Source organism: Pseudomonas sp. Z2-11, assembly GCF_054161305.1.
In genome coordinates this window covers 1,227,558-1,251,361 of the sequence record NZ_CP096395.1, presented here as the reverse complement: position 1 = coordinate 1,251,361, position 23,804 = coordinate 1,227,558, and the positions used below count along the sequence as shown (strand labels likewise).

Annotated in this window: 21 protein-coding genes; 12 read left to right on the top strand and 9 right to left on the bottom strand. The window is 62.3% G+C overall.

Annotated features, from left to right (window positions below):
• Positions 1 to 68: 68 nt before the first annotated feature.
• Entirely contained in the window at positions 69 to 2,810 is a 2,742-nt protein-coding gene (gene secA, locus M1E16_RS05425) for a preprotein translocase subunit SecA (RefSeq protein ID WP_305496429.1), read from the bottom strand.
• A 307-nt stretch (positions 2,811 to 3,117) separates the two neighbouring features.
• Here secA and M1E16_RS05420 point away from each other — a divergent pair, with 307 nt between their 5' ends.
• Entirely contained in the window at positions 3,118 to 3,573 is a 456-nt protein-coding gene (locus tag M1E16_RS05420; protein ID WP_458129377.1) for a DUF721 domain-containing protein, read from the top strand.
• Between the two features lie 139 nt (positions 3,574 to 3,712).
• Here the strand turns inward: M1E16_RS05420 and M1E16_RS05415 are convergent, their stop codons facing one another.
• Positions 3,713 to 5,200 carry a helicase HerA-like domain-containing protein gene (locus M1E16_RS05415; RefSeq protein ID WP_434569640.1) on the bottom strand — a complete coding sequence of 496 codons (1,488 nt, stop codon included), beginning with the start codon at positions 5,198 to 5,200 and terminating at the stop codon, positions 3,713 to 3,715.
• 283 nt (positions 5,201 to 5,483) lie between these two features.
• Here M1E16_RS05415 and M1E16_RS05410 point away from each other — a divergent pair, with 283 nt between their 5' ends.
• From M1E16_RS05410 to M1E16_RS05400, 3 genes are read left to right on the top strand one after another with little or no spacing between them, the layout of a single operon-like run.
• Complete coding sequence (locus M1E16_RS05410) at positions 5,484 to 6,605, top strand: glycosyltransferase family 4 protein (RefSeq protein ID WP_458129376.1); 1,122 nt, start codon at positions 5,484 to 5,486, stop codon at positions 6,603 to 6,605.
• Between the two features lie 10 nt (positions 6,606 to 6,615).
• Positions 6,616 to 7,389 (top strand): DUF2334 domain-containing protein, encoded by a 774-nt coding sequence (locus M1E16_RS05405; protein ID WP_458129375.1) that lies wholly within the window; start codon positions 6,616 to 6,618, stop codon positions 7,387 to 7,389.
• Positions 7,386 to 8,381, top strand: coding sequence for a lysylphosphatidylglycerol synthase transmembrane domain-containing protein (locus tag M1E16_RS05400; protein WP_434625767.1), 996 nt, complete (start codon positions 7,386 to 7,388; stop codon positions 8,379 to 8,381). The genes M1E16_RS05405 and M1E16_RS05400 overlap by 4 nt, the downstream gene beginning before the upstream one ends.
• A 4-nt stretch (positions 8,382 to 8,385) precedes the next feature.
• Here the strand turns inward: M1E16_RS05400 and M1E16_RS05395 are convergent, their stop codons facing one another.
• Together M1E16_RS05395 and purU are read right to left on the bottom strand one after the other, a co-directional pair.
• Positions 8,386 to 8,565 (bottom strand): hypothetical protein, encoded by a 180-nt coding sequence (locus tag M1E16_RS05395; protein WP_458129374.1) that lies wholly within the window; start codon positions 8,563 to 8,565, stop codon positions 8,386 to 8,388.
• A 70-nt stretch (positions 8,566 to 8,635) separates the two neighbouring features.
• On the bottom strand, positions 8,636 to 9,484 hold the full coding sequence (gene purU, locus M1E16_RS05390) for a formyltetrahydrofolate deformylase (RefSeq protein ID WP_305496443.1): 849 nt from the start codon (positions 9,482 to 9,484) through the stop codon (positions 8,636 to 8,638).
• A gap of 296 nt (positions 9,485 to 9,780) precedes the next feature.
• Between purU and mvaT the strand changes: the two genes are divergently transcribed.
• A complete protein-coding gene (mvaT, locus tag M1E16_RS05385) occupies positions 9,781 to 10,158 on the top strand; it encodes a histone-like nucleoid-structuring protein MvaT (RefSeq protein WP_305496444.1) in 378 nt (125 codons plus the stop codon).
• Between the two features lie 110 nt (positions 10,159 to 10,268).
• On the opposite strand, the gene sbcB is transcribed toward mvaT, so the two are convergent.
• A complete protein-coding gene (gene sbcB, locus M1E16_RS05380) occupies positions 10,269 to 11,696 on the bottom strand; it encodes an exodeoxyribonuclease I (protein WP_458129373.1) in 1,428 nt (475 codons plus the stop codon).
• Between the two features lie 232 nt (positions 11,697 to 11,928).
• Between sbcB and M1E16_RS05375 the strand changes: the two genes are divergently transcribed.
• The 6 genes from M1E16_RS05375 to M1E16_RS05350 are packed head-to-tail and all read left to right on the top strand — an operon-like array spanning position 11,929 to position 18,686.
• The gene (locus M1E16_RS05375) at positions 11,929 to 12,654 is read left to right on the top strand and encodes an RDD family protein (RefSeq protein WP_434569646.1); all 726 of its coding nucleotides are present in this window, start codon (positions 11,929 to 11,931) and stop codon (positions 12,652 to 12,654) included.
• A complete protein-coding gene (locus M1E16_RS05370) occupies positions 12,651 to 13,625 on the top strand; it encodes a stage II sporulation protein M (protein WP_458129372.1) in 975 nt (324 codons plus the stop codon). Before M1E16_RS05375 ends, M1E16_RS05370 begins: the two co-directional genes overlap by 4 nt.
• Complete coding sequence (locus M1E16_RS05365) at positions 13,612 to 15,168, top strand: DUF4129 domain-containing protein (RefSeq protein ID WP_458129371.1); 1,557 nt, start codon at positions 13,612 to 13,614, stop codon at positions 15,166 to 15,168. Before M1E16_RS05370 ends, M1E16_RS05365 begins: the two co-directional genes overlap by 14 nt.
• The gene (locus M1E16_RS05360; RefSeq protein WP_458129370.1) at positions 15,165 to 16,328 is read left to right on the top strand and encodes a DUF4350 domain-containing protein; all 1,164 of its coding nucleotides are present in this window, start codon (positions 15,165 to 15,167) and stop codon (positions 16,326 to 16,328) included. Before M1E16_RS05365 ends, M1E16_RS05360 begins: the two co-directional genes overlap by 4 nt.
• Positions 16,325 to 17,329: an AAA family ATPase gene (locus M1E16_RS05355; protein WP_434695720.1), complete on the top strand. Its 1,005-nt coding sequence runs from the start codon at positions 16,325 to 16,327 to the stop codon at positions 17,327 to 17,329. Before M1E16_RS05360 ends, M1E16_RS05355 begins: the two co-directional genes overlap by 4 nt.
• A 25-nt stretch (positions 17,330 to 17,354) precedes the next feature.
• Positions 17,355 to 18,686 carry a DUF58 domain-containing protein gene (locus tag M1E16_RS05350; RefSeq protein WP_458129369.1) on the top strand — a complete coding sequence of 444 codons (1,332 nt, stop codon included), beginning with the start codon at positions 17,355 to 17,357 and terminating at the stop codon, positions 18,684 to 18,686.
• A gap of 22 nt (positions 18,687 to 18,708) precedes the next feature.
• On the opposite strand, the gene M1E16_RS05345 is transcribed toward M1E16_RS05350, so the two are convergent.
• Both M1E16_RS05345 and M1E16_RS05340 read right to left on the bottom strand, forming a co-directional pair.
• Complete coding sequence (locus M1E16_RS05345) at positions 18,709 to 19,068, bottom strand: PilZ domain-containing protein (RefSeq protein WP_434625785.1); 360 nt, start codon at positions 19,066 to 19,068, stop codon at positions 18,709 to 18,711.
• 271 nt (positions 19,069 to 19,339) lie between these two features.
• The gene (locus M1E16_RS05340; RefSeq protein ID WP_305496455.1) at positions 19,340 to 19,714 is read right to left on the bottom strand and encodes a tetratricopeptide repeat protein; all 375 of its coding nucleotides are present in this window, start codon (positions 19,712 to 19,714) and stop codon (positions 19,340 to 19,342) included.
• Positions 19,715 to 20,025: 311 nt separating this feature from the next.
• Here M1E16_RS05340 and pyk point away from each other — a divergent pair, with 311 nt between their 5' ends.
• Positions 20,026 to 21,477: a pyruvate kinase gene (gene pyk / locus M1E16_RS05335; RefSeq protein ID WP_434625788.1), complete on the top strand. Its 1,452-nt coding sequence runs from the start codon at positions 20,026 to 20,028 to the stop codon at positions 21,475 to 21,477.
• A 166-nt stretch (positions 21,478 to 21,643) separates the two neighbouring features.
• Here pyk and M1E16_RS05330 read toward each other — a convergent pair whose 3' ends face one another.
• Together M1E16_RS05330 and M1E16_RS05325 are read right to left on the bottom strand one after the other, a co-directional pair.
• Positions 21,644 to 22,591 carry an iron-sulfur-binding ferredoxin reductase gene (locus M1E16_RS05330; protein ID WP_458129368.1) on the bottom strand — a complete coding sequence of 316 codons (948 nt, stop codon included), beginning with the start codon at positions 22,589 to 22,591 and terminating at the stop codon, positions 21,644 to 21,646.
• Positions 22,584 to 23,690: a GGDEF domain-containing protein gene (locus M1E16_RS05325; RefSeq protein ID WP_434569654.1), complete on the bottom strand. Its 1,107-nt coding sequence runs from the start codon at positions 23,688 to 23,690 to the stop codon at positions 22,584 to 22,586. The genes M1E16_RS05330 and M1E16_RS05325 overlap by 8 nt, the downstream gene beginning before the upstream one ends.
• Between the last annotated feature and the right edge of the window lie 114 nt (positions 23,691 to 23,804).

Sequence of the window (23,804 nt, the reverse complement as noted above, 5' to 3'; positions counted from 1 at the left end):
ATCAAATGGCAAAACGCCGCGACAAGAGACTCTTGTCGCGGCGCGGGTCGCTCAGCGTTGAAACGGGTTTATTGGATCTGCCCGTGGCAATGCTTGTATTTCTTGCCCGAGCCGCAATAGCACAGCTCGTTTCGGCCCAGTTTCTGCTCGTTGCGTACCGGTGCGGTGGCCAGTGCCACGTCCACATCGACGCCCTCTTCCATCGCCTGGACCACTTCCAGGCCCGGAGCTTCGGCGTGCTCGAACTGCATGCGCGCGGCCAGGGCTTCGGCCTCCTGGCGCAGGCGGGCTTCTTCTTCGACCGGATCTTCGCGGCGAACCTGAACGTGGGACAGGACCCGGATCGAGTCGCGCTTGATCGAATCCAGCAGCTCGGAGAACAGCGTGTAGGACTCGCGCTTGTATTCCTGCTTCGGATTCTTCTGCGCGTAGCCACGCAAGTGGATACCGTGGCGCAGGTGATCCATGGTCGACAGATGGTCTTTCCACAGGTCGTCCAGCACCCGCAGCACGATCTGCTTCTCGAACGAGCGCAGCGCTTCGGCGCCGGCCTGGTCTTCTTTTTCGTTGTACGCGGCGATCAGTTCGGTCAGAAGTTTCTCGCGCAGCGTTTCTTCGTAGAGGTGATCATCCTCGTCGAGCCACTGCTGGATCGGCAACGACACGCCGAAATCACTGCGCAGGGAGGCTTCCAGACCAGCAACGTCCCACTGCTCCGGCAGCGACTGCGGCGGAATGTGTGCGCTGACAGTGGCGTCGAGCACTTCGCGGCGGAAATCGGCGATGGTTTCGCCAATGTCGTCGGCGGCCAACAGGCTGTTGCGCATGTGATAGATCACTTTGCGCTGCTCGTTGTTGACGTCGTCGAACTCAAGCAACTGCTTGCGGATGTCGAAGTTGCGGCCCTCGACCTTGCGCTGAGCCTTCTCGATGGCGTTGGTCACCATGCGGTGCTCGATCGCCTCGCCCGGCTGCATGCCCAGGGCCTTCATGAAATTCTTCACCCGATCAGAGGCGAAGATGCGCATCAGGCTGTCTTCCAGGGACAGGTAGAAGCGGCTGGAGCCGGCGTCGCCCTGGCGACCGGCACGGCCACGCAGCTGGTTATCGATACGGCGCGATTCGTGACGCTCGGACGCGATCACCTGCAAGCCACCGGATTCGAGCACCTGCTGGTGACGCTTCTGCCAGTCGGCCTTGATCTGCGCGATCTGCTCGGGGGTCGGGTTTTCCAGCGAAGCCACTTCGACTTCCCAGTTGCCGCCCAGCAGGATGTCGGTACCACGGCCGGCCATGTTGGTGGCGATGGTCAACGCACCCGGGCGACCGGCCTGGGCGATAATCTCGGCTTCCTTCTCGTGGAACTTGGCATTGAGAACCTTGTGCTCGATACCTTCCTTGGCGAGCAAGGCGGACATGTGCTCGGAGGTCTCGATGGTCGCGGTACCCACCAGGATCGGACGGCCCTGGGCCATGCCTTCCTTGATGTCGTTGATGATCGCCGCGTATTTCTCTTCGGCGGTCAGGAACACCAGATCATTGTAGTCCTTGCGCGCCAGCGGCTTGTTCGGCGGAATCACCACCACTTGCAGGCCGTAGATCTGGTGGAATTCGAACGCTTCGGTGTCGGCGGTACCGGTCATGCCGGACAGTTTGTTGTACAGGCGGAAGTAGTTCTGGAACGTGGTCGAGGCCAGGGTCTGGCTCTCGGCCTGGATGTTCAGGCCTTCCTTCGCTTCGATGGCCTGGTGCAGGCCTTCGGACAGGCGACGGCCCGGCATGGTGCGGCCGGTGTGTTCGTCAACCAGTACGACCTGGCCGTCCTGGACGATGTATTCGACGTTGCGATGGAACAGCTTGTGGGCACGCAGGCCGGCGTAGACGTGGGTCAGCAGGCCCAGGTTATGGGCCGAGTAGAGGCTTTCGCCTTCAGCCAGCAGGCCGACGCGGGTCAGCATCTCTTCGATGAACTGGTGACCGGATTCGTTGAGCTCGACCTGGCGGGTCTTCTCGTCGACGGTGTAGTGGCCGGGCTGGGTCACTTCGCCTTCGACTTCTTCGACGTGCAGCTGGAGCTGCGGGATCAGCTTGTTGATCTCGATGTACAGCTTGGAGCTGTCTTCGGCCTGCCCGGAAATGATCAGCGGCGTACGGGCTTCGTCGATGAGGATGGAGTCGACTTCGTCGATCACGGCAAAGTTGAGTTCGCGCTGGAATTTTTCTTCCATGCTGAACGCCATGTTGTCGCGCAGGTAGTCGAAACCGAATTCGTTGTTGGTGCCGTAGGTGATGTCCGAGGCGTAGGCCGCGCGCTTCTCTTCCGGCGGCTGGAACGGCGTGACCACGCCGACCGTCAGGCCGAGGAATTCATAGAGCGGGCGCATCCAGTTGGCGTCGCGACGGGCCAGGTAGTCGTTGACCGTCACCACGTGCACGCCCTTGCCGGACAGTGCGTTGAGATATACCGCCAGGGTCGCCACCAGGGTCTTGCCTTCACCGGTGCGCATTTCGGCGATCTTGCCTTCATGCAAGGTCATGCCGCCGATCAACTGGACGTCGAAGTGGCGCATGCCCATGACCCGCTTGCCGGCTTCACGGCAGACCGCGAAAGCTTCGGGCAGGATCTGGTCAAGGGTCTCGCCCTTGGCGATGCGGTCCTTGAATTCGGCGGTCTTGGCGCGTAACTGATCGTCCGAAAGGGCCACCATTTGCTCTTCGAAGGCATTGACGATCTGTACCGTCTTGAGCATGCGTTTGACTTCACGCTCGTTCTTGCTTCCAAAAAGTTTCTTTAACAAAGGCGCAAACATATCGGCAGGATCTTCCACACTAAAGGGATGGAGGGCGGCCCCATGAGTCGCCCGTGCAGCCCTCATGGCCGCATGCGAACGAGCATTCTACCCGGAAACGATGGAGAGGAAAGTGGCGTTATTCCACGATGCTGGCACAGCGCTGTGACGGGGCCTCCCTAAAATAAGGGCTTTTGCGCGAACTTCAACCCACAAAACGCAGAAGTTACTCATTGATTATGCGAGTAAAAGCCACCGGGCGGCAGGGCTCGGGCGTATCTGGCGCTTTCTGCTACCATGGCGCCTTTGTCACTTGCGGTAATCAACCATGGCCTTTCGCCCTCTTCCAGCCAAGGCGCCCGCCGTTCTGCTGCGCGAAGCCAAGCCGCTGAAAGCCATCTTCGGCCACGCCAGACGCCTGGGGCACTTGCAGCGCCTGCTCGACAGCCAGCTACAGCCCGCTGCGCGCGAGCATTGTCACGTAGCGTCCTGGCGGGAAGGCAGTTTGTTGCTGATCGTCACCGACGGTCACTGGGCCACGCGCCTGCGCTACCAGCAAAAGCGCCTGCTGCGCCAATTGCAGGTATTCGAGGAGTTCGCCAACCTGACGCGAATCCTGTTCAAGGTCCAGCCGCCCACGGTGCAAGTCGGCGCCAAGGGTCATACGCTGGATCTGTCCACCGACGCTGCCGCCACCATCCAGGCCACGGCCGATGGCATCAGCGACCCCAACCTGCGGGCAGCCCTGGAGCGATTGGCGGCGCATGCGCGGCCCAAGGATTGAGATTTTTTTCGGCTGTTGAATAGCCTTCGCGAGCAGGCTCGCTCCCACAATGGATCTGCGTGAGGCACAAGGCTTGCGCGCGCAGGAGATCTCCTGTGGGAGCGAGCCTGCTCGCGAAGGCGGCGACTCGGTCTTCGATCTAACGCCGCTTGCTGCCCCCCAGCAACGATCCCATCAACCCACGCACCAACTGCCGGCCCAACTGATTGGCCGCCTGGCGCATCGCCGACTTCAGCGCCTGGCCGGCGGCGGTGCCGAGGAATTCCCCGGCCTTTTCGGTGAAGCTCGGCTCCTCGGCGGCCGGTTTGCCTGGCACGGCTTCGGCCTGCGGCTCCAGCCCCTTGCGCCCCATCAACACTTCATAGGCCGACTCGCGGTCGATGGGTTTGTCATAACGGCCCTGCAACGGTGAGCTGGCGATCAGCCCGGCACGCTCGGCCGCGGTCAACGGCCCGATGCGCGACTGCGGCGGCGCCACCAGCACACGCTGGACCATTTCCGGCGTGCCTTTTTCCTGCAAGGTGCCGACCAGCGCTTCACCGATGCCCAGCTCGGTCAGCACCGCCAGGGCATCGAATTGTGGATTCGGTCGAAAACCGTCAGCCACCGCCCGCAGGGATTTCTGTTCCTTGGCGGTGAACGCTCGCAGGCCATGCTGGATGCGCAATCCCAACTGCGCGAGCACGTCGTCCGGCAGATCGCCCGGCGACTGGGTGACAAAATACACCCCGACGCCCTTGGAGCGGATCAGCCGCACCACTTGTTCCAGGCGCTCCTGCAACGCCTTGGGCGTGCCGGCGAACAACAAATGTGCCTCATCGAAAAACAACGCCAGCAAGGGTTTGTCCGCATCGCCGCGCTCGGGCAGTTGCTCGAACAGCTCGGCCAGCAGCCACAGCAGGAACGTCGCGTAGACTTTCGGCGCTTCATGGACCAGACGACTGGCGTCCAGCAGATGAATGCGGCCACGGCCGTCACTGGCCGGTTGCAGGATGTCTTCAAGCTGCAACGCCGGTTCACCGAACAAGGCGTCCGCGCCCTGCTGTTCCAGGGTGGACAGTCGGCGCATCAAGGCCTGGCTGGAACCGGTGGTCATCAGGGCCGCGTCGTCCCCGAGCAATTCAGGGTTGTCCTTGAGGTGATTGAGCAGCGCCTTCAGGTCCTTGAGGTCGAGCAACAACAGGCCCTCGCGGTCGGCGACCTTGAACGCTGCGTACAACGCCGCTTGCTGGCTGTCCGTCAGTTCCAGCAGGCTGCCGAGCAACAACGGGCCCATTTCACTCAACGTCGTGCGCAGCGGATGACCGGACTGGCCGTGGATATCCCACAAGGTCACCGGATAGGCCTGGGGCTCATGGCCGAGCCAGGGCATGCCGGCGATGCGCTCGGCGATCTTGCCTTGAGGATTGCCGGCGGCGCCGAGGCCGCACAGGTCACCCTTGATGTCCGCCGCGAACACCGCCACGCCGGCATCGCTGAACATCTCGGCCAGGCGCTGCAAGGTGACGGTCTTGCCGGTGCCGGTGGCGCCCGCCACCAGCCCATGACGATTGGCCAGGCGCATGGCCTGGGCGACAGGTTGGCCGGCCAGGTCGGCCCCGATAACGAGTTGCGATGAATCAGGCATTTGGTCACCTGTGGGTTTGCGGTATGACGCCATTTTGCGCGCTTATATAAAAGCATGCCCAGTGCAATAAGGCCCGAGCGGCAGAATAATAGCCTGCAACCAGCACTGGCCCCTTCGCGAGCAGGCTCGCTCCCACAATTTGGACCTATGTTGAGTACAGAACCCTGTGGGAGCGAGCCTGCTCGGGAAGAGTGCCCGACAACGCATTCCTTTACTGCACCCAACCCCAACCGAACATCTATTCTTACCCAAGGTCAACAAGGGGAGAACACAGACCGGAGGGATGTTCATCGTGCATATAGCGGACATAACCATGTTCTACGCCCCCGCCAGCGGAGGTGTACGCACTTATCTGGATGCCAAGCACCGGCGCCTGGGCAATCGGCCGGGTATTCGCCATAGTCTTCTGATCCCCGGCGCGCATTTGAGCGAGCAGGATGGGATCTACAAGGTCCCGGCCCCTCCGCTGCCCTTTGGCAAGGGCTACCGCTTCCCGCTGCGCCTGGCCCCTTGGCGTAATGTCCTGCGCGACTTGCAGCCCGACCTGATCGAGGTCGGCGACCCTTACCTCACCGCCTGGGCCGCCCTGGATGCCCGGCGACAGCTGGACGTGCCCGTGATCGGCTTTTATCACTCCGACCTGCCGTTGCTGGTAAGCAACCGCATGGGCAACTGGTTCACGCCCAATATCGAAGCCTATGTCAGCAAACTGTACGGCAACTTCGACCGGGTGCTCGCGCCGAGCCAGGTCATGGCCGACAAACTCACCGGACTCGGGGTCAAAAATGTCTACGTGCAGCCGTTGGGGGTAGACCTGCAGACCTTCAATCCCGCCGCTTGCGACCCGGAACTGCGGGCCGAACTGGGCATCGCCGAGGATGCGCGCCTGCTGATTTTCGCCGGTCGCGGCTCCAAGGAAAAAAACCTGCCGGTGCTGCTCAAATGCATGAAACGCCTGGGCGAACGCTATCACCTGCTGCTGGTGGGCTCTTCCATGCCAGCCGTGGTGCCGGACAACGTCACGGTGATCGACGAATTCTGCCCGGCTCCGCAAGTCGCCCGGCTGATGGCCAGCGCCGACGCCCTGCTGCACGCAGGCGACCAGGAAACCTTCGGCCTGGTAATCCTCGAAGCAATGGCCAGCGGCATCCCGGTGGTAGCGGTCGCGGCAGGCGCCTTCAATGAAATCGTCCACGAGGACTGTGGCCTGCTGTGCGCGCCCGACAATCCACAGGCGATGGCCAACGCCGTTCGGCAACTGTTCGCCGAAGGCTGCCAGCAACGCGGCGCAAAAGCACGCCGACATGTAGAACGTCATTACGCCTGGGATTCGGTGGTCAATAGTCTGTTGGGCCACTATTACAGCGTGCTCGGCGCAGAAATGCCCCTGCTAGCCAATGGTTGAGTCGAGGCCCATGTCGATGACCGCTCAATCCAGCCTGCTGCTGGTGCTGCACGATGTCGCACCGCAAACCTGGCCCGACTACCAGCCCTTCGTCGAAGCCGTCGACGCCCTCGGCCAGGTGCCGATGACCTGGCTGGTGGTGCCGGACTTCCACCACGCCAACGCGCTCGACGAACATCCCGGCTTCCGGCGCATGCTCGACAGCCGGGTCGAACGCGGCGATGAACTGGTGCTGCACGGTTATTACCACTGTGATGACGGTCCGCCGGCGCTTCATCCCAAGGACTGGTTCATGCGCCGGGTCTATACCCATGAAGGGGAGTTCTACGGTCTGTCCGAGGAAGCGGCCCTCACCCGCCTTCGCGCCGGCATCGAGATCTTTCAGCGCTACCAGTGGCCGCTGCAAGGCTTCGTCGCACCGGCCTGGCTGATGAGCGAAGGCACGCGCCATGCCTTGCGCCAGTTGCCGTTGAGTTATACCAGCGACACCCAGCACCTCTACCGCTTGCCGGAGTTCACCCCGATCGATGCCCCGGGACTGGTCTGGAGCGCCCGCAGCGCCTGGCGTCGAGGCCTGTCAAAAGTCATCAGCGACCGGCGTGAACAGCGCTGGCGCCAGGCACCGGTCATTCGCCTGGGCCTGCACCCCGTAGACATGCGCCACGGATTTTCCCGCAACTACTGGCTGCGAACCCTGGAGCGCCTGCTTGAGGACGGGCGCGTGCCGATGACCAAGATCGACTGGCTGGCGTCACTGCGCCAGCCAGTCAGCAGTGCCGCATGAAACGGCTGGTCTGGTTAGGCGCCGCCCTGTTGATTGCGGTATTGGTCCCGATGCTCGTGGGCGGCGGGGAGATGTGGTCGCGGTTGCAGCGCTTTCCGCTGTCCTTGCTGCTGGTCATGCTTGGCATGATCGTACTCTGCTGGGGCCTCAACTCGGTGCGCCTGCGCTTGCTGCTGGGTGAACACCGTGGGCGCATAGGCGGGTTGAAAAGCATTGGCGTGGTGATGTCCACCGAGTTCGCGATGTGCGCGACGCCCGGCGGCAGTGGCGGGCCGCTGACGCTGATGGCGCTGCTCGCGCGCAACGGCGTGCGCCCCGCCCATGGCAGCGCGGTGTTCGCCATGGATCAGTTGAGCGACCTGCTGTTTTTTCTCTGCGCCTTGTTGGGCATCCTGTTTTATGCACTTTTCCAGAACCTCAGCCAGCGCATGGAATGGATGCTGGGGCTGAGCGCGGTTTCATTGTTCGGCGGGCTCTTTTGCTGCGCGCTGGTGGCCCGCTACCATCGCAGGCTGATTCTCCTGGGTGCGCGGCTGTTGCGGCATTTGCGAGTGAAGCCGGTGACCCGTCGACGCTGGGGACGCAAGATCCTGAATTTCCTCGCGGCATTTACCGACACTCTGAAATTGCCACGCCAGACGCTGTTCCAGGTGTTCGTCTTGACCTGCCTGCACTGGGTCCTGCGCTACAGCGTGCTGTACCTGGCATTAAAAGGACTCGGGGCGGATCTGCAATGGGCCTGGAGTTTCCTGATCCAGATGCTGTCCCTCAGCGCTGGGCAGTTCAGCCTGTTGCCGGGCGGCGCCGGAGCGGCGGAGTTGACCTCGGCGGCGTTGCTGGCGCCGATGGTGGGCAAATCCACCGCGGCGGCGGCGATCCTGATCTGGCGGGCGGTGACGTATTACTTCTATCTGCTGGCCGGAGGACCGGTGTTCTTCATGATGGTCGGGCGACCGTTGATCAAGAAGCTGATGAAGCTGCGGCAAGCCTGAGAGGTCAGCCCTTGGACTCGGGGTCGTCCTGGGGCTGCTTGTGCATTTCTTCCCACAGCTGGGCGGCGTCGGGAAATTCGGTGCCGTCTTCCGGGCCCAGCCCTTCGGGATCGTAGCGACTCAGGCAACCCTCGCCCACGGTTGCCGGCGCTCTGGCGGTGGCTTTGTCCAAGGGATCGGTCATGGGATTCATGCCTCGAGGTTCGTGGCAAGGGAGAAAGCTCCCTTGCCACATAGAGTCAGAAGACTACAGATCAGAAGACCACGGTCTTGTTCCCGTGCACCAGTACGCGGTCTTCCAAGTGATAGCGCAAGCCGCGCGCCAGGACCATTTTTTCCACGTCGCGGCCGAAGCGCACCATGTCTTCAATGCTGTCGCTGTGGCTGACACGGACCACGTCCTGCTCGATGATCGGGCCGGCGTCCAGCTCTTCGGTCACGTAGTGGCACGTGGCGCCGATCAGCTTCACACCGCGCATCGAGGCCTGGTGGTAAGGCTTGGCACCGACAAACGACGGCAGGAAACTGTGATGGATGTTGATGACTTTATGCGCATATTCGCTGCACAGCGACGGCGGCAGGATCTGCATGTAGCGGGCCAGTACCACCACCTCGGCGTCGTGCTGCTTGACCAGCCGCGAGACCTCGGCGAACGCCGGGTGCTTGTCCTGCGGGTTGACCGGTACGTGGTAGTACGGGATGCCGTGCCATTCCACCATGCTGCGTAAGTCGTCATGGTTGGAAATGACACAGGCGATGTCGCAATCGAGCTCATCGCTGTGCCAGCGGTGCAACAGATCAGCCAGGCAGTGGGACTCACGACTGGCCATCAGCACTACGCGCTTTTTCTGCGCGGTATCGGTGATACGCCAGTCCATCGAAAACTCTTCGGCAATCGGGGCGAATGCCTCGCGGAAGGCTTCGATGCCGAAGGGCAGCGAGTCGGCGCGTATCTCGTGACGCATGAAAAACCAACCACTCTGATTGTCCGAATGGTGGCTTGCTTCAGTGATCCAGCCGTTATGGGACGCCAGAAAGTTACTGACTTTAGCAACGATACCGACGCGGTCCGGGCAAGCGATCACCAGCCGAAAAGTGCGCATTAGGGAACTCCAGAACTTCGCAAAGGCGGCCATTCTAGCCATTGCGCGGCAAAACTGCAGTATCGATCACACATCGCGCCCAGCAGTGGCTGACCGGGACTGCCAATGCCCGCGTGGCAAGCTTTATCGTGAACAGATGTGAAGACTGCATCACATTATTTATTTCACGGCGCTCACTCTGTGCTAGCGCACTATTAATTAAATAAACACTGCTTAAATGTTTACTTGATGAAACTGTCTGATTACTATTACCCCACTGTCTCCTTGTCACCAGCGTCCTACATAAGGTAGTCCCCATGTCCCTGATCACCGAATACAACGCTACAAAACAAGCCATTGAAGAACTGCAACAACGTCTGGCCGACCTGTCCAAAGACGACAAACTGCAAAAAGAACTGGAATTCGAAGGCAAACTGCGCACGCTGATGGGTGAATACTCGAAGTCCCTGCGCGATATCATCGCCCTGTTGGATCCAGAGTCCAAGTCGAGCAAAGCCCCGCGTGGCGCTGTGAAAACTACCGGTACCAAGCGCGCTCGCAAAGTTAAGCAATACAAGAACCCGCACAACGGTGAAGTCATCGAAACCAAAGGCGGCAACCACAAGACTCTGAAAGAGTGGAAAGCCAAGTGGGGCGGCGACGTGGTTGAAGGCTGGGCGACCCTGCTGGGCTAAGCTCCGGCGGTTCGAAGCGTTCTCGACGCAGAAAAAAACGCCAGCGATTGCTGGCGTTTTTTGTTGCCTGTCCACTTCTGATTTATTTCCTTACATGGCAGTGCGGCGACTCAAAGGCTTAAACGTTTGCGCAATTGCTGGCTATAGCCCTGCCATTGAGTCAGCACCTCTTGCTGCATTGGGCTGGAAAGCGCCAGCCACTGCGTCATCGCCTCATCAAAACTTTCCAGGGTATTAGGCGCACCCCACTCCGGTGATTTCAGTCGCTGCTGGCAAAATAGTTTCCAGCGTGCCTGCTCTTCGGTGCTCAAGGTGTCGGGGAAGTTACGGGCCCGGTATCGGAATAATAATTCCGGCAGGCGCTCATCATCGAAATGCCAACGTTCCCCCGCCAACTGGTCGGGATCTGCCTGGCGCACTTGTTCGCACAAACGCCGATCACGATCACCCATGAATCCAGCGTACAACTGTTGTTCGGGGTCCTCGCTCGCAGTGAAATCCTCGCGACCATAAATCGCCTGGAGTTTATCGTGCCAGACTTGCTGTGCGTCACTTAGCCGCAGCGCCCGCTGGCGATAACCCTCCATGTCCAGTTGCAGGCGTTGCTGGTCCTCGTCGCGCAGGACTGACAGCGGCGCGACCACCGGGCACTTGTTGATATGAATAAGCTTGAGGGGTACGGGCAATTCCCCTTCCAACAACTCTTCACGGCGGGTATACAAGCGTTGGCGCAGGATTTCGGCGTCATGGTCCAGCAGCCCTTGAGGATCCATATGCAGATCGCAGACGATCAGGGCGTTGCGGTTCTTCGGATGCCAGGCCAGCGGCAGGACCACGCCGATGTAGTTTCGCGCCGCCGAGAAGCGCCCGGAGATGTGCACCATGGGCTGTAGCAGGCGGACCTGGTCCATCACTTTCTGTTTAGTGCGCAACTGGAACAGCCAGTCGTAAAGCCGGGGTTGTTTCTCACGGATCAACCGGGCCAGGGCAATCGTCGCACGTACATCCGACAGCGCATCATGGGCCTGGCCATGGTCGATGCCGTTGGCGGCGGTCAGGCGTTCGAGCTTGAGGGTGACGCGCCCCTCCTCCTGCGGCCAGACAATCCCATCGGGGCGCAACGCATAGGCGGCCCGCACCAGGTCAATCAGGTCCCAGCGACTGTTGCCCCCCTGCCATTCCCGTGCGTACGGGTCGAAGAAATTCCGATAAAGGCTGTAGCGGGTCATCTCGTCATCGAAGCGCAGCGTGTTGTAGCCGGCGCCACAGGTCCCGGGCGCGGCCAGTTGCGCATGGACGCGGGTCATGAAATCGGCCTCGCTCAAGCCTTTTTCCGCCAGGCAGGCCGGTGTGATCCCGGTGATCGCGCATGCGGCAGGATGGGGCAGGATGTCATCGCTGGGCCGGCAGTACAGGTTCACCGGTTCATCGATTTCATTGAGTTCGAAATCGGTACGTATCCCGGCCACCTGCAAGGGGCGGTCGCAACGCGGATTGATGCCGGTGGTTTCGTAGTCGTACCAGAAAATGGAGGTCACGGGTGGTTCCTGTGCTGAGGACTGGCGAAGTCTAGGCGCTGCAACCGGCCGGCGGCCAGCGCTGCTGTAACTTTTGAATACCTGGGAGGCGCAAACCTGCGCCCTCCCGCAAGATCCCTGTTGTTTACATGAAGCGTGAAATGACCCACAGAGTTGTATCGTGCGCCTGCACGAAGACTGCTAGCATCTGGGCCGAGATCGAACGTTCGAACCGCCCCCTCACAGGTTGCCCATGCTCGAGACACCAGCATTGCAAAGGAACGCGCCGCTGCCCGCGCCACTGGACACGCGTTACCAGGTCGAGACGCCCGAGGGCATCGACCTGCCGCTGCGCCCGGCGGGGTTGATGCCTCGCGCCCTGGCCTTTGCCATCGACCTCGGCATACGGGGGCTGGCCTTGGGCCTGCTGTTCCTGATCCTGGCGTTTTTTGGCGAACTGGGCGTCGGCCTGGGCTCGATCCTGCTGTTCGTCATCAGCTGGTGGTACATGGTGCTGTTCGAGGTGCTGAACCAAGGGCGTTCCCCCGGCAAGCAGATCATGGGTTTGCGCGTGGTGCAGGATGACGGCCGGCCTGTCGACTGGTCGGCCTCGCTGATCCGCAACCTGCTGCGCTTCGTCGACATGCTGCCCTTCGGCTATGCGTTCGGGGCGATTACCTGCCTGCAGCATCCAGCGTTCAAGCGCCTGGGCGACCTGGCGGCCGGGACCCTGGTGGTTTATCGCGAACAAGCGATCAAACGCCCCATCCTGCCATCGGCCCGACCGATACGGCCACCTTTTGTCCTCGACCTCAACGAGCAGCGTGCCGTGCTGGGCTTCGCCGAGCGCCAGGCAGAACTGTCCGGTGCCAGGGTCACCGAACTGGCGACGATCCTGGCCGCGCCGCTGAAGGTGCACCCTTCCGGAGCCGTGGCCGAACTCAATGGCATCGCCCGCGGCCTGCTGGGGCCGACATGAAACAAAGCCTTTTCGAAAAACGTCATCAAGAGGAATGGGACCGTCTGTCCCAACAGCTCGACCAATTGGAGCGCAGCCGCAACGTCGCGCAGAGCAGCGATTTCCCCAATGCCTATCGACGCCTCTGCCACCACCTGACGCTGGCCCAGGCCAGGGGCTACAGCAGCCTTTTAATAGACGCGTTGCAGCAATTGGCCCTGCGTGGTCACCAGCAACTCTACCGGGACCGCGGCCGGTTCTCGGCCAGCCTGTCGACCTTCATCCTGGCCGGTTTCCCCCGACTGATTCGTGAGCAATGGCGATTCGTGCTGGCGGCGGCCTTGATGTTCCTTGGTAGCCTGGTCGGCATCGGGCTGCTGGTCTACCTGTTCCCCGAACTGGTCTACAGCGTGTTGAGCGTCGAAGAAGCCAGCCAGATACGCGGCATGTACGACCCTGCCGCCGGCCACCTGGGGCGCTCGATCGAGCGGGCCGCCAGCGAAGACTGGGTCATGTTCGGCTACTACATCATGCACAACATCGGTATTGCCTTTCAGACGTTCGCCAGCGGCTTGCTGTTTGGCCTGGGCAGCGCATTCTTCCTGTTCTTCAACGGCCTGACCATTGGCGCGGTGGCCGGGCACCTGACCCAGATCGGTTCGGGATCGACGTTCTGGTCATTCGTGATCGGCCACGGCGCCTTCGAACTCACCGCCATCGTGCTGGCCGGCGCGGCGGGCCTGTTGCTCGGTTGGGCATTGATCGCGCCGGGGCGCCTCACCCGAGGCGAAGCGTTACGGCTCGCCGCCGGCAAGAGCGTGCTGATAATCGGCGGCGTGGTGCTGTTGCTGCTCATCGCCGCGTTCGTCGAGGCCTACTGGTCCTCCAGCGCGGTGACACCCACCACCAAATACATCGTCGGCGCCTTGTTGTGGCTGCTGGTGCTCGGGTATCTGCTGTTTGCCGGACGAGGCCACCATGCGCCTGAGTGACGCCAGCGTTGTCATCCGCCCCCGCACCACCTGGGAAGCCATGGACCTCGGCGTGCTGATGAGCCAGCAGCACCGACGGCTGCTGATGACCAGTTGGGCCATCGTCACGCTACCGGTGTATGCGCTGCTGACCCTGTTGCTGTGGGACTCGCCGTCGCTGGTAGTCATTGTGTTCTGGTGGCTGAAACCGGCCTTCGACCGCCTGCCCCTGTTCATTTTGTCCAAGGCCCTGTTTGGCGAGCCGCCTACGCTGAAGCAGGCGTTGCGCCAATGGCCCGCGCTGCTCAAGCCGCAATTGCTGGCTAGCCTGACCTGGCGACGGCTGAGCCTGAACCGCAGCTTCCTGATGCCGGTGATGCAACTCGAAGGCCTGGCCGGCGAGGCGCGCGAGCAACGCTTGCGCGTCCTGCTGCAGCGCAACGGCGGCGCGGCGCAGTGGCTGACCATCATCGGCGTGCACCTGGAAACCGCGCTGTGGTTCGGCCTGATGGCGCTGTTCTATCTGTTCATACCGCAACAGGTCGAGCTGGAATGGGACTGGCAGACCCTGATCGCCGTGGCCGAGCACGACTGGCTGTGGCTCGAGCACCTGGTCAACTTCCTGTATCCACTGCTGCTGATTTTCTGGGAACCGGTTTACGTCGCCTGTGGCTTCAGCCTCTACCTGAACCGCCGCACGATTCTCGAGGCCTGGGACATCGAACTGGTATTCCGGCGCCTGCGCCAGCGCCTGGCCGGCTTGGCCCCGGCGCTGTTGCTGCTGGCAATGACGCTGCTGCCGTTGGCGCCACCTGCCTGGGCCGCGCAGGACGACAACGGTCCCGACAGCCCGCGCTTGCTCAATCAGCCGCTGACCAGCGAGGCCTCTCGGGAGAGCATTGAAGCGATTCTCGAAGCGCCGCCATTCAAGAATCCGGAAACGATCACCCGCTATCGTTTCGGCGAAGAAGCCGAAAAACCAGACGAATCAGCCGAGCCAGCTGAAACCGATGGAGCGCCGGGCTGGCTCAAATCGCTGTTCGAATGGCTGTCGAAAAAACGCTTCGAGGGTATTGCCGCGCTGATCCAGGTGCTGCTCTGGGCGGCCCTGTTGACGGCCATCGCCTGGCTGGCCTGGCATTACCGCCATAGTCTCAAGACCCTGGCGAACCGTAGGCCAGCACAGCGCATGCATTCGAAACCCGCTGCGCCGGTGCAGATGTTCGGCCTGGATATTCGCGAAGAGAGCCTGCCGGAGGATGTGGCGAGCCGCGCCGAGCAGTTATGGTCCACCGCGCCTCGCGAGGCGTTGGGTTTGCTCTATCGAGCCTTGCTCAGCCGATTGCACCATGAATTCGCCATCCCCCTGAAACCCGCGGACACGGAAGGCCAGGTGTTGCTGCGCGTCGAACGACTCCAGCAGCCGGACCTGCTGGTCTTCAGCAAAAACCTGACCCAGCACTGGCAAAACATCGCCTACGGGCACCGTCCACCAGCGCCGCACCTGCAACGGGAGCTGTGCGATGGCTGGCGCGGCCTGTTCGGTCCGGGAGTTTCCCGATGAGCCGCCGCGCCGGATGGCTGGTCGCGGCGCTGGTTGCGGCGTTGGTCTGTGCAGTGGGCGTCTACTTGTCCACGAAAGCGGTGCCCTACCAGGAAACCATTGATCACGGCCCATCCCCCGAAGCCCAGGCCAATCCCTACCTGGCGGCGGAACATTACCTGCGTCGGCATGGGGTAGAAGTCGAACACGCCAACAGCCTGGACGTCCTGCCCGGCCTCGAACCCCACCAGCGCAGCCTGCTGTTGCTGGGCGAGCGGAGCGACATGACGCCACGGGAGGCAGACCAGTTGATGAACTGGACCCGGGCCGGCGGACGGCTGCTGTTCGTCGCCGAGGCCTTGTGGGATGACAGCACCAGCAGCAGCGGCGACTTGTTGCTGGACCGCGTGGGTCTGCGCCAACTCCTCAGCAAGGACCTCGAGGAATCCGACGCCGAACTCATCAAGGATCGCTACCCCGAACTGACCAAGCTTTATCTGGAAGATGAAGAAGCGCCGGCCTATGTCGGCTTCGACACCGACTTCCATCTCGAAGACCCGCAGAACCTCGCCCAGGCCTGGGCCAACAGCGAACAGGCAACTCACATGATGCAACTGAACCACGGCCTGGGCACCATCACTGTGCTCACTGACGCCGAGCTTTGGAAGAACGACCAGATCGACCAATACGACAACGCCTGGCTGCTCTGGTACCTGAGTGCCGACACGAATGTCACGCTGCTGTTCGACATCGAGCACGACAACCTGCTGACCCTGCTGCTGCGCTATTTCCCCCAGGCCCTGGTGGCGCTGCTGGTCCTGATCGGGCTGTGGTTCTGGCGCTCGGCGGTGCGGCATGGCCCGTTGCAACAACCCGCCCCCAAGGCGCGACGGCAGTTACTGGAACACCTGCAGGCCAGCGCCGCGTTCCAGCTGCGCCACCACGGCCGGCAACACCTGTTGCAGAGTTTGCAGCATGACGTGTTGCGCCGGGCGCGCCAGCTTCATCCAGGTTTCGAACGGCTGGTCGTCGCCGAACAATGGCAAGTGCTTGCACGCCTGACCCGCCAACCCACGCGAACCATCAGCCAGGCCCTCAGCCCCCGGCCGGCGCAGCGCATGTCCAGCACTGAGTTCTGCCGCCAGGTTGCCCTTTTGCAAACTCTCAGGAATGCCTTATGACTGAACAGAACGAACCTGTCGACGGCCAGGCCCATGCCGCCCAACAGCGCCAGCGCGCCAGCCAGTTGGCCCAGGCGATCCGTACCGAACTGCACAAGGCGGTGGTCGGCCAGGCTGCGGTGGTCGACGATGTGCTCACGGCGTTGATCGCTGGCGGGCATGTGCTGCTCGAAGGCGTTCCAGGGTTGGGCAAGACGCTGCTGGTGCGCGCGCTCGCGCGCTGTTTCAGTGGCGAGTTCGCGCGCATCCAGTTCACGCCCGACCTGATGCCCAGCGACGTCACCGGCCATGCGGTGTACGACTTGCAGACCGAGCAGTTCAAGTTGCGCAAGGGTCCGGTTTTCACCAACCTTCTGCTGGCCGACGAGATCAACCGCGCGCCGGCAAAAACCCAGGCGGCGCTGCTCGAGGCCATGCAGGAACGCCAGGTCACCCTGGAAGGCCGCGCCCTGCCGATCGCCCAACCATTCATGGTGCTGGCGACCCAGAACCCCATCGAACAGGAAGGCACTTACCCGCTGCCGGAAGCCGAGCTCGACCGCTTCATGCTCAAGGTCCGCATGGACTATCCCGATGCCGACCAGGAACTGGACATGGTCCGCCAGGTCAGCCGCTCGACCCGGGCCGACATGCTTGACGTGCAACCGTTGCGCACGGTGCTGCAAGCCAAGGATGTGCAGGCCTTGCAGCGCATCGCCAGTGACCTGCCGATGGACGATCAGGTCCTCGACTACGCCGTCCGCCTGGCCCGCGCCACTCGCAGCTGGCCGGGGCTGACGCTGGGCGCCGGGCCGCGCGCCTCGATCGCGCTGGTACGTTGCGCAAGGGCCCGGGCGCTGCTGCGCGGTGGCGAATTCGTGGTCCCGGACGACATCAAGGGCTGCGCCCTGGCCGTGCTGCGCCATCGCGTAAGGCTGGCGCCGGAGCTGGACATCGAGGGGCTCTCGGTGGACCAGGTGCTGGGGCAGTTGCTCGATCAAGTTTCGGCGCCGCGGCTGTGAAAAATCGCGCGGCAAGGATGCGCCCATGAAACCCTCGCGCCTGTTGCTCATCTGGCTCGCGATCCTGCTGGCCGTCGGCATCGTGCTAGGCACATTGCGAGCGCTGGGCATCGCGGTGCCGTCGACACTCCTGTCGATCAACTGGGGGATGCTGCTGGCCTTGCTGGCCTTGGCGCTGCTCGATGCCGTGCGGCTGCGGCGCCTGCCCTCGCCCCGCATACAGCGACACATGCCGGGCAGCCTGGCACTGGGCCGATGGGGCGAAGTGCGCCTGCAGATCAGCCATGACTTTGCCCAGCCAATGCCGGTCCAGGTGTTCGATCACGTACCCGATGGCCTCGACTTCGACGACCTGCCCTTGTCGGTCGAACTTCAACCCGGCCAACGCAGCCAGCTCGGCTACCGCTTGCGCCCGCTCAAGCGCGGTCATTTCATTTTCAGCCACTGCGAGATCAGCCTGCCCAGCCCGCTGGGGTTGTGGTCCGGCAAACGCCTGCTGGAGGCGCTCGACAACACTCGCGTCTACCCGGATTTCGCCAGGCTCTATGACGGCCAGCTATTGGCCGTCGACAACTGGCTGAGCCAGCTCGGCATACGCCAGCGGCAGCGCCGTGGCCAGGGCCAGGAATTCCATCAGTTGCGCGAGTTTCGCGAGGGCGACAGCCTGCGCCAGATCGACTGGAAGGCCACCGCCCGCCACCGTACGCCGATCGCCCGTGAGTACGAAGACGAACGCGACCAACAGATTATCTTCATGCTCGACTGCGGCCGGCGCATGCGCAGCCAGGACGACGAGCTGGCGCACTTCGATCACGCTCTCAATGCCTGCCTGTTGCTCAGCTATACCGCGTTGCGCCAGGGCGACGCCGTCGGCCTGTACACCTTCGCCAGTGAGCGACCGCGCTACCTCGCGCCGGTCAAAGGCAGCGGCCAGCTCAACGTCTTGCTCAACGCGGTCTATGACCTGGACAGCAGCCAGCATCCCGCCGATTACCAGGTCGCGGTCAATCAACTGCTGGCCCGGCAAAAACGCCGGGCCCTGGTGGTGTTGGTGACCAACCTGCGGGATGAGGACGACGAGGAACTGCTGGCTGCCGTCAAGCGCCTGGGCCAGCAGCATCGGGTGCTGGTGGCCAGCCTGCGCGAAGAGGCACTCGACCGGTTGCGCCAGGCGCCGGTACAAACCCAGCCCGAAGCCTTGGCCTATTGCGGGACGGTGGACTACATGAACACCCGCGCCGGACTCCATCTGCGGTTGGCGGCCCATGGCATCCCGACCCTGGATTCGCGCCCCGGCGAGCTAGGGGCGGATCTGGTGAGCCAATACCTGGCATGGAAAAAGGCCGGAACCGCTTAGGCCCTGCGCAGGAGTCGGTTACTCAAGCCGAGGCGGGCAACGGATAAAAACAGAAATACTGCTGCAACGCGCTGACCAGCGCCCCGTACTCCGGCGGCGCCCATTGCAGGCTGAAACCGGCATCGAAATGCTGCGGCGTCACGTCTTCATGACACCACAGGCACTTGGCCTTCAACCGGATCTCTTGCTGTGATCCGTCGTCGGTGGGGATTTTCAGATAAAGATCAAAGCTTGCGCCAATCATCAACGGCAATTGACTGATCAACATCAGGCCACTTTCAGAGACGTTGCCCAGAAAACCGATCGGTTTCTCGTTGAGGCCGTTGAACACCTCAAGAAAACAAGCCAACTGATGTCGTTCAATGCGGCGCTCTTTGTACATGTCCTGTATCGCTTTTTTAATGGCCGCTCACCGGCCAACCGAACACTTCGGAACGAACCCAAGCGAGCCCGCTCTCCCTGATTCCCTTGCCAGACGCCAGCAAACGTCATGGCGTGTCTCATCGGTTACAGGCGCCACCTGGCTATTAGAGTCCAAGCTCTAATAGCCAGATGTACAACTATAGCGCAGGTTCTGACGACGGCCAGTCCGGATGCGATCCCCATCATAATGCCGCGCCGTCGCCTGGCCGAGGGCCTGGATCCGGCGTCGTTCAGAACGCCGTCGGGCGGATGGCCGAGGTGCTACGGGTCGGGTAATGCCCAAGGCTCTGCAAGGTTTCGAGCCGGGCGCGGGCACGATAGGCGTACTCGCTGTTGGGGTATTGCGTGAGAATGAACTGGTACGTCTGCGCCGCATCGACGAACAGCTTTTGCCGCTCCAGGCATTGACCACGCATCATCGAGACTTCCGGCTGCATATAACGACGGGCACGGCTGGCGCGGTCGACCTTGGACAGTTCAAGCATCACTTGCTCGCAATTGCCGCGCTCGTAGGCCTTGTAGGCCAGGTTCATGTGGTGGTTCATCGACCAACGGGTGCAGCCCGTGATGCTCAAGGCCAAGGCAATAAAAAGCACGAATCGCATGGGGAGGTTCTCCTGTCTTGAGCTCTTTATCGACCTGGCGCGAAAAATCTTCAATCGGACCAGCTCTTGTGGCGAGGGAGCTTGCTCCCGCTGGGCTGCGCAGCGGCCCCAAGATTTTGCAGTCGCTACGCAACCGAGCGGGAGCAAGCTCCCTCGCCACAAAAGCGATGTTCGGCTTTAGTAATTAACGGCGCAGAAATTTTCAGGAATGTTCATTTCGAAAAAGAAACGAATAAGTAGTGCACATGAACAATGACTACACCCAAAGACCATAGTAGCCTTCGCTGGCGCTTGAACTTGAGGAGTCCTGCATGTCCGTCCGTCGCACCAAAATCGTCGCTACCCTTGGCCCGGCCAGTAACTCGCCGGAAGTTCTCGAACAGCTGATTCTGGCTGGCCTGGACGTTGCCCGCCTGAACTTCTCCCACGGCACCCCCGACGAGCACAAGGCTCGTGCCAAGCTGGTGCGCGACCTGGCCGCCAAGCATGGCCGCTTCGTCGCCCTGCTGGGTGACCTGCAAGGCCCGAAGATCCGCATTGCCAAATTCGCCAACAAGCGCATCGAGCTGAAGATCGGTGACAAGTTCACCTTTTCCACCAGCCATCCATTGACCGAGGGTAACCAGCAAGTCGTCGGTATCGACTACCCGGACCTGGTCAAGGATTGCGGCGTGGGCGACGAGCTGCTGCTCGACGACGGCCGCGTGGTGATGCGCGTCGAGACCGCCACCGCCACCGAACTGAACTGCGTCGTGACCATTGGCGGCCCGCTGTCGGACCACAAAGGTATCAACCGTCGCGGCGGCGGCCTGACTGCTCCGGCCCTGACCGACAAAGACAAAGCCGATATCAAGCTGGCCGCGGAAATGGAAGTCGACTACCTGGCGGTGTCCTTCCCGCGCGACGCGGCGGACATGGAATATGCCCGTCAATTGCGCGACGAGGCCGGCGGTACCGCCTGGCTGGTGGCCAAGATCGAACGCGCCGAAGCCGTGGCCGACGATGAAACCCTCGATGGCCTGATCAAGGCGTCCGACGCCGTGATGGTGGCCCGTGGCGACCTCGGCGTGGAAATCGGCGACGCCGAGCTGGTGGGCATCCAGAAGAAGATCATCCTGCACGCACGCCGCCACAACAAAGCGGTGATCGTTGCGACCCAGATGATGGAGTCGATGATCCAGAACCCGATGCCGACCCGCGCTGAAGTGTCCGACGTAGCCAACGCCGTGCTCGACTACACCGACGCCGTGATGCTCTCGGCTGAAAGCGCCGCCGGCCTCTACCCGCTCGAAGCGGTGCAGGCCATGGCACGTATCTGCATCGGCGCTGAAAAGCACCCGACCGGCAAGACGTCCAGCCACCGCATCGGCAAGACCTTCGAGCGCTGCGACGAGAGCATTGCCTTGGCGAGCATGTATACCGCTAACCACTTCCCGGGCGTAAAGGCGATCATCGCCCTGACCGAAAGTGGCTACACGCCGTTGATCATGTCGCGCATCCGCTCCTCCGTGCCGATCTATGCGTTCTCCCCGCACCGCGAAACCCAGGCCCGTGCCGCCATGTTCCGTGGCGTCTACACCGTGCCGTTCGACCCGGCCGCCCTGCAACCGGGCGAAGTCAGCCAGGCGGCGGTGGATGAACTGGTCAAGCGTGGCGTGGTGCAGACCGGCGACTGGGTCATCCTGACCAAGGGCGACAGCTACCACACCATCGGCGGCACCAACGGGATGAAGATCCTGCACGTCGGCGACCCGATGGTTTGATGACCGGTTGCTGAAAACAAAAGCCCCGCCATGTGAATGGCGGGGCTTTTTGGTTTATGGCTTTGGGGATGTGATGCCTGGGCTGAGGCCTTCGCGAGCAGGCTCGCTCCCACACTGGATTTGCGCCGCCCTCTGTGGGAGCGAGCCTGCTCGCGAAGGCGGTCTGTCAGCCGCCACTGTCCTCGCGGGTCAGAAACACATCCGCCAGCAACTGATTACGCGGCAGCCCCGCCAGGTACAAACGCTTGGCAAACGCCTCGACCCGGTCCGGATGACCGCACACCAGGGCCTGGGTCTGGCGCGAAGCCAGGCGCAGTTGCGCGAGCGCCGCTGGCGCCTCGGCCGCGGTCAATAGCTCGACGTTCAGGTTGGGGTGTTTGGCCGCCAGTGCCTTCAGAGGTTTATCCAGGTAATGCCCGGCCTCATCATGGGCCAGGTGAATCAGCCGAATCGTGCCTTGGTGCTGCTGGCGCAGCGCTTCACGGAGGATGCCGAACAGCGGTGCCAAGCCGGTGCCAGCAGCCAGCAGCCAGAGCGGCCGATCGTGCCAGTCGGCGTCGTAATGCAGCGCGCCGCCGCGCAGTTCGCCGAGGCGGATCGGGTCTCCGGTGCTCAGTTGTCGCGCCGCATCGACGAATTGACCGGGCTCGCGACAATCGAGGTGAAACTCCAGGAATCGGTCTTCTTCGGGCAGGCTCGCCAGGGAGTACGGCCGGGCCACGTCACCGGCCCATAACACCAGATGTTGCCCGGCTCGATAACGCAGTGGTCGCTGCGGGCTGATGCGCAGGCGTAGCACGTCAGCCCCCAGCCAATCCACCGCGTCCACAGCGGCGGCCTGGCCGTCGCGCTGCGGATCAAAGGTGTGGATCTGCACGTCTTCGACCACCTGGCACTGGCATGCCAGGCGCCAACCGTTATCTCGCTGCGCCGGGCTCAGGGCGTCGGGACGGCTGTCACGCACATCCCCCTTCACACATTGCACCAAGCAGGCATGGCAACTGCCGGCACGGCAGCTATAGGGCACCGGCACGCCGCCGTGGTTAAGCGCGTCCAGCAGATTGCCGCCAGCCGCCACCGTCCATTGCCGGTCGGCGACTTTCAGTTCAGGCATCGACGTTCTCCCAGGCGGCGGCGCAACGGTTGCGACCGTCCCGCTTGGCACGGTACAAGGCCTGGTCGGCGCGCTGCAAGGCGCTGTCCAGGTCATCGCCGATTTCCAGCATCGTCATCCCCACCGACAAACTGAGGTTGCCCACCGGCAGATCGACCAATCGAACCTCGGTGAACGCCAGCCGCAATCGCTCGCAACAGGCCGTCAGGCGCGCGGGATCGCAAGCGGGGAGCAGCATGACAAACTCCTCGCCACCGTAACGGGCCAGCACATCGCCCTCGCGCAGGCATGCCGTGGCGACAGCGGCGAATGCCTGCAATACCTGGTCGCCCGCGGCATGGCCATGCAGGTCGTTGATGCGTTTGAAATGGTCGAGGTCGATCAAGGCCAGGCCATGGGCGACGCCGGGCCTGAGGGTATTGAGCTCGCGGCCGGCCAGGCGCAGGAAGTGCCGGCGGTTGAACAGGCCGGTCAGTTCATCGGTGGCCACCAGGTCTTCGAGCTGGCGCATCATGCCGCGCAATGTGTCCTGGTGCGCCTGCAAGGCAAACCGACGCTGGCGCATGCGTTGGCGCGAGGTCTGGACGTAGCGGGCGTACAACACCAGCCACACCAGCACGATGAACAGTACGCAGACCTGCAGACCGGCCAGCGTCGGATCGGGCAGGCGAAAGAAATAACCGTCCCAGAGCGTGATCCCGGTGAAGCTGATGAACACCAGCGTCGCGCAACGCACGAAGGCCCGGCGGGAAAGGTGAAACAGCCCGAACAGCAGGATCAGCACATAGAACACCAGGAACACGCCCCGGGCCTGGTCCAGGTGCGCCATCATCCAGGTCTGCCAGCCCAGGCCGATCCAGACCTGTATTTCCGTGAGGCTGGGGTCGGCGAATCGCAGGTTGCGGTCGGTGATGAACAGCGTGAACAGACCGGCCTGGCACAGCACGACCAACAGGCTGCCAACAATGACGCCACGCAATGTGTCGAGGTAATGACCACTGAAAAACGCCAGCCACAACAATACCAGTGCCAGCGCATAAGTCGTGGCTGCGAGGGCAAAGCGTTTAAGCAAAAGACGTTGGATGGCGTTATGGGTCAATCGGTGACTCACCATGGGAAAGGAGACTGACAGAGGCGTCCTACGCTACAGGCCAGACGCCACTTTAGTGGCGTGTTCGGCAAATGACCATTCAATTCTGGCGCAGAAAAATGG

Excerpts from the sequence above, each read along its gene's own strand:
- M1E16_RS05415 (WP_434569640.1), bottom strand. The coding sequence starts at position 5,200 with ATGCCTGATTCATCGCAACTCGTTATCGGGGCCGACCTGGCCGGCCAA.
- M1E16_RS05365 (WP_458129371.1), top strand. The coding sequence starts at position 13,612 with ATGCGCCTGAGTGACGCCAGCGTTGTCATCCGCCCCCGCACCACCTGG.
- M1E16_RS05410 (WP_458129376.1), top strand. The coding sequence starts at position 5,484 with ATGTTCATCGTGCATATAGCGGACATAACCATGTTCTACGCCCCCGCC.
- M1E16_RS05360 (WP_458129370.1), top strand. The coding sequence starts at position 15,165 with ATGAGCCGCCGCGCCGGATGGCTGGTCGCGGCGCTGGTTGCGGCGTTG.
- purU (WP_305496443.1), bottom strand. The coding sequence starts at position 9,484 with ATGCGCACTTTTCGGCTGGTGATCGCTTGCCCGGACCGCGTCGGTATC.
- M1E16_RS05400 (WP_434625767.1), top strand. The coding sequence starts at position 7,386 with ATGAAACGGCTGGTCTGGTTAGGCGCCGCCCTGTTGATTGCGGTATTG.
- M1E16_RS05420 (WP_458129377.1), top strand. The coding sequence starts at position 3,118 with ATGGCCTTTCGCCCTCTTCCAGCCAAGGCGCCCGCCGTTCTGCTGCGC.
- M1E16_RS05345 (WP_434625785.1), bottom strand. The coding sequence starts at position 19,068 with ATGTACAAAGAGCGCCGCATTGAACGACATCAGTTGGCTTGTTTTCTT.
- M1E16_RS05330 (WP_458129368.1), bottom strand. The coding sequence starts at position 22,591 with ATGCCTGAACTGAAAGTCGCCGACCGGCAATGGACGGTGGCGGCTGGC.
- M1E16_RS05370 (WP_458129372.1), top strand. The coding sequence starts at position 12,651 with ATGAAACAAAGCCTTTTCGAAAAACGTCATCAAGAGGAATGGGACCGT.
- M1E16_RS05375 (WP_434569646.1), top strand. The coding sequence starts at position 11,929 with ATGCTCGAGACACCAGCATTGCAAAGGAACGCGCCGCTGCCCGCGCCA.
- M1E16_RS05340 (WP_305496455.1), bottom strand. The coding sequence starts at position 19,714 with ATGCGATTCGTGCTTTTTATTGCCTTGGCCTTGAGCATCACGGGCTGC.
- M1E16_RS05355 (WP_434695720.1), top strand. The coding sequence starts at position 16,325 with ATGACTGAACAGAACGAACCTGTCGACGGCCAGGCCCATGCCGCCCAA.
- secA (WP_305496429.1), bottom strand. The coding sequence starts at position 2,810 with ATGTTTGCGCCTTTGTTAAAGAAACTTTTTGGAAGCAAGAACGAGCGT.
- mvaT (WP_305496444.1), top strand. The coding sequence starts at position 9,781 with ATGTCCCTGATCACCGAATACAACGCTACAAAACAAGCCATTGAAGAA.
- M1E16_RS05395 (WP_458129374.1), bottom strand. The coding sequence starts at position 8,565 with ATGACCGATCCCTTGGACAAAGCCACCGCCAGAGCGCCGGCAACCGTG.
- M1E16_RS05350 (WP_458129369.1), top strand. The coding sequence starts at position 17,355 with ATGAAACCCTCGCGCCTGTTGCTCATCTGGCTCGCGATCCTGCTGGCC.
- M1E16_RS05405 (WP_458129375.1), top strand. The coding sequence starts at position 6,616 with ATGTCGATGACCGCTCAATCCAGCCTGCTGCTGGTGCTGCACGATGTC.
- pyk (WP_434625788.1), top strand. The coding sequence starts at position 20,026 with ATGTCCGTCCGTCGCACCAAAATCGTCGCTACCCTTGGCCCGGCCAGT.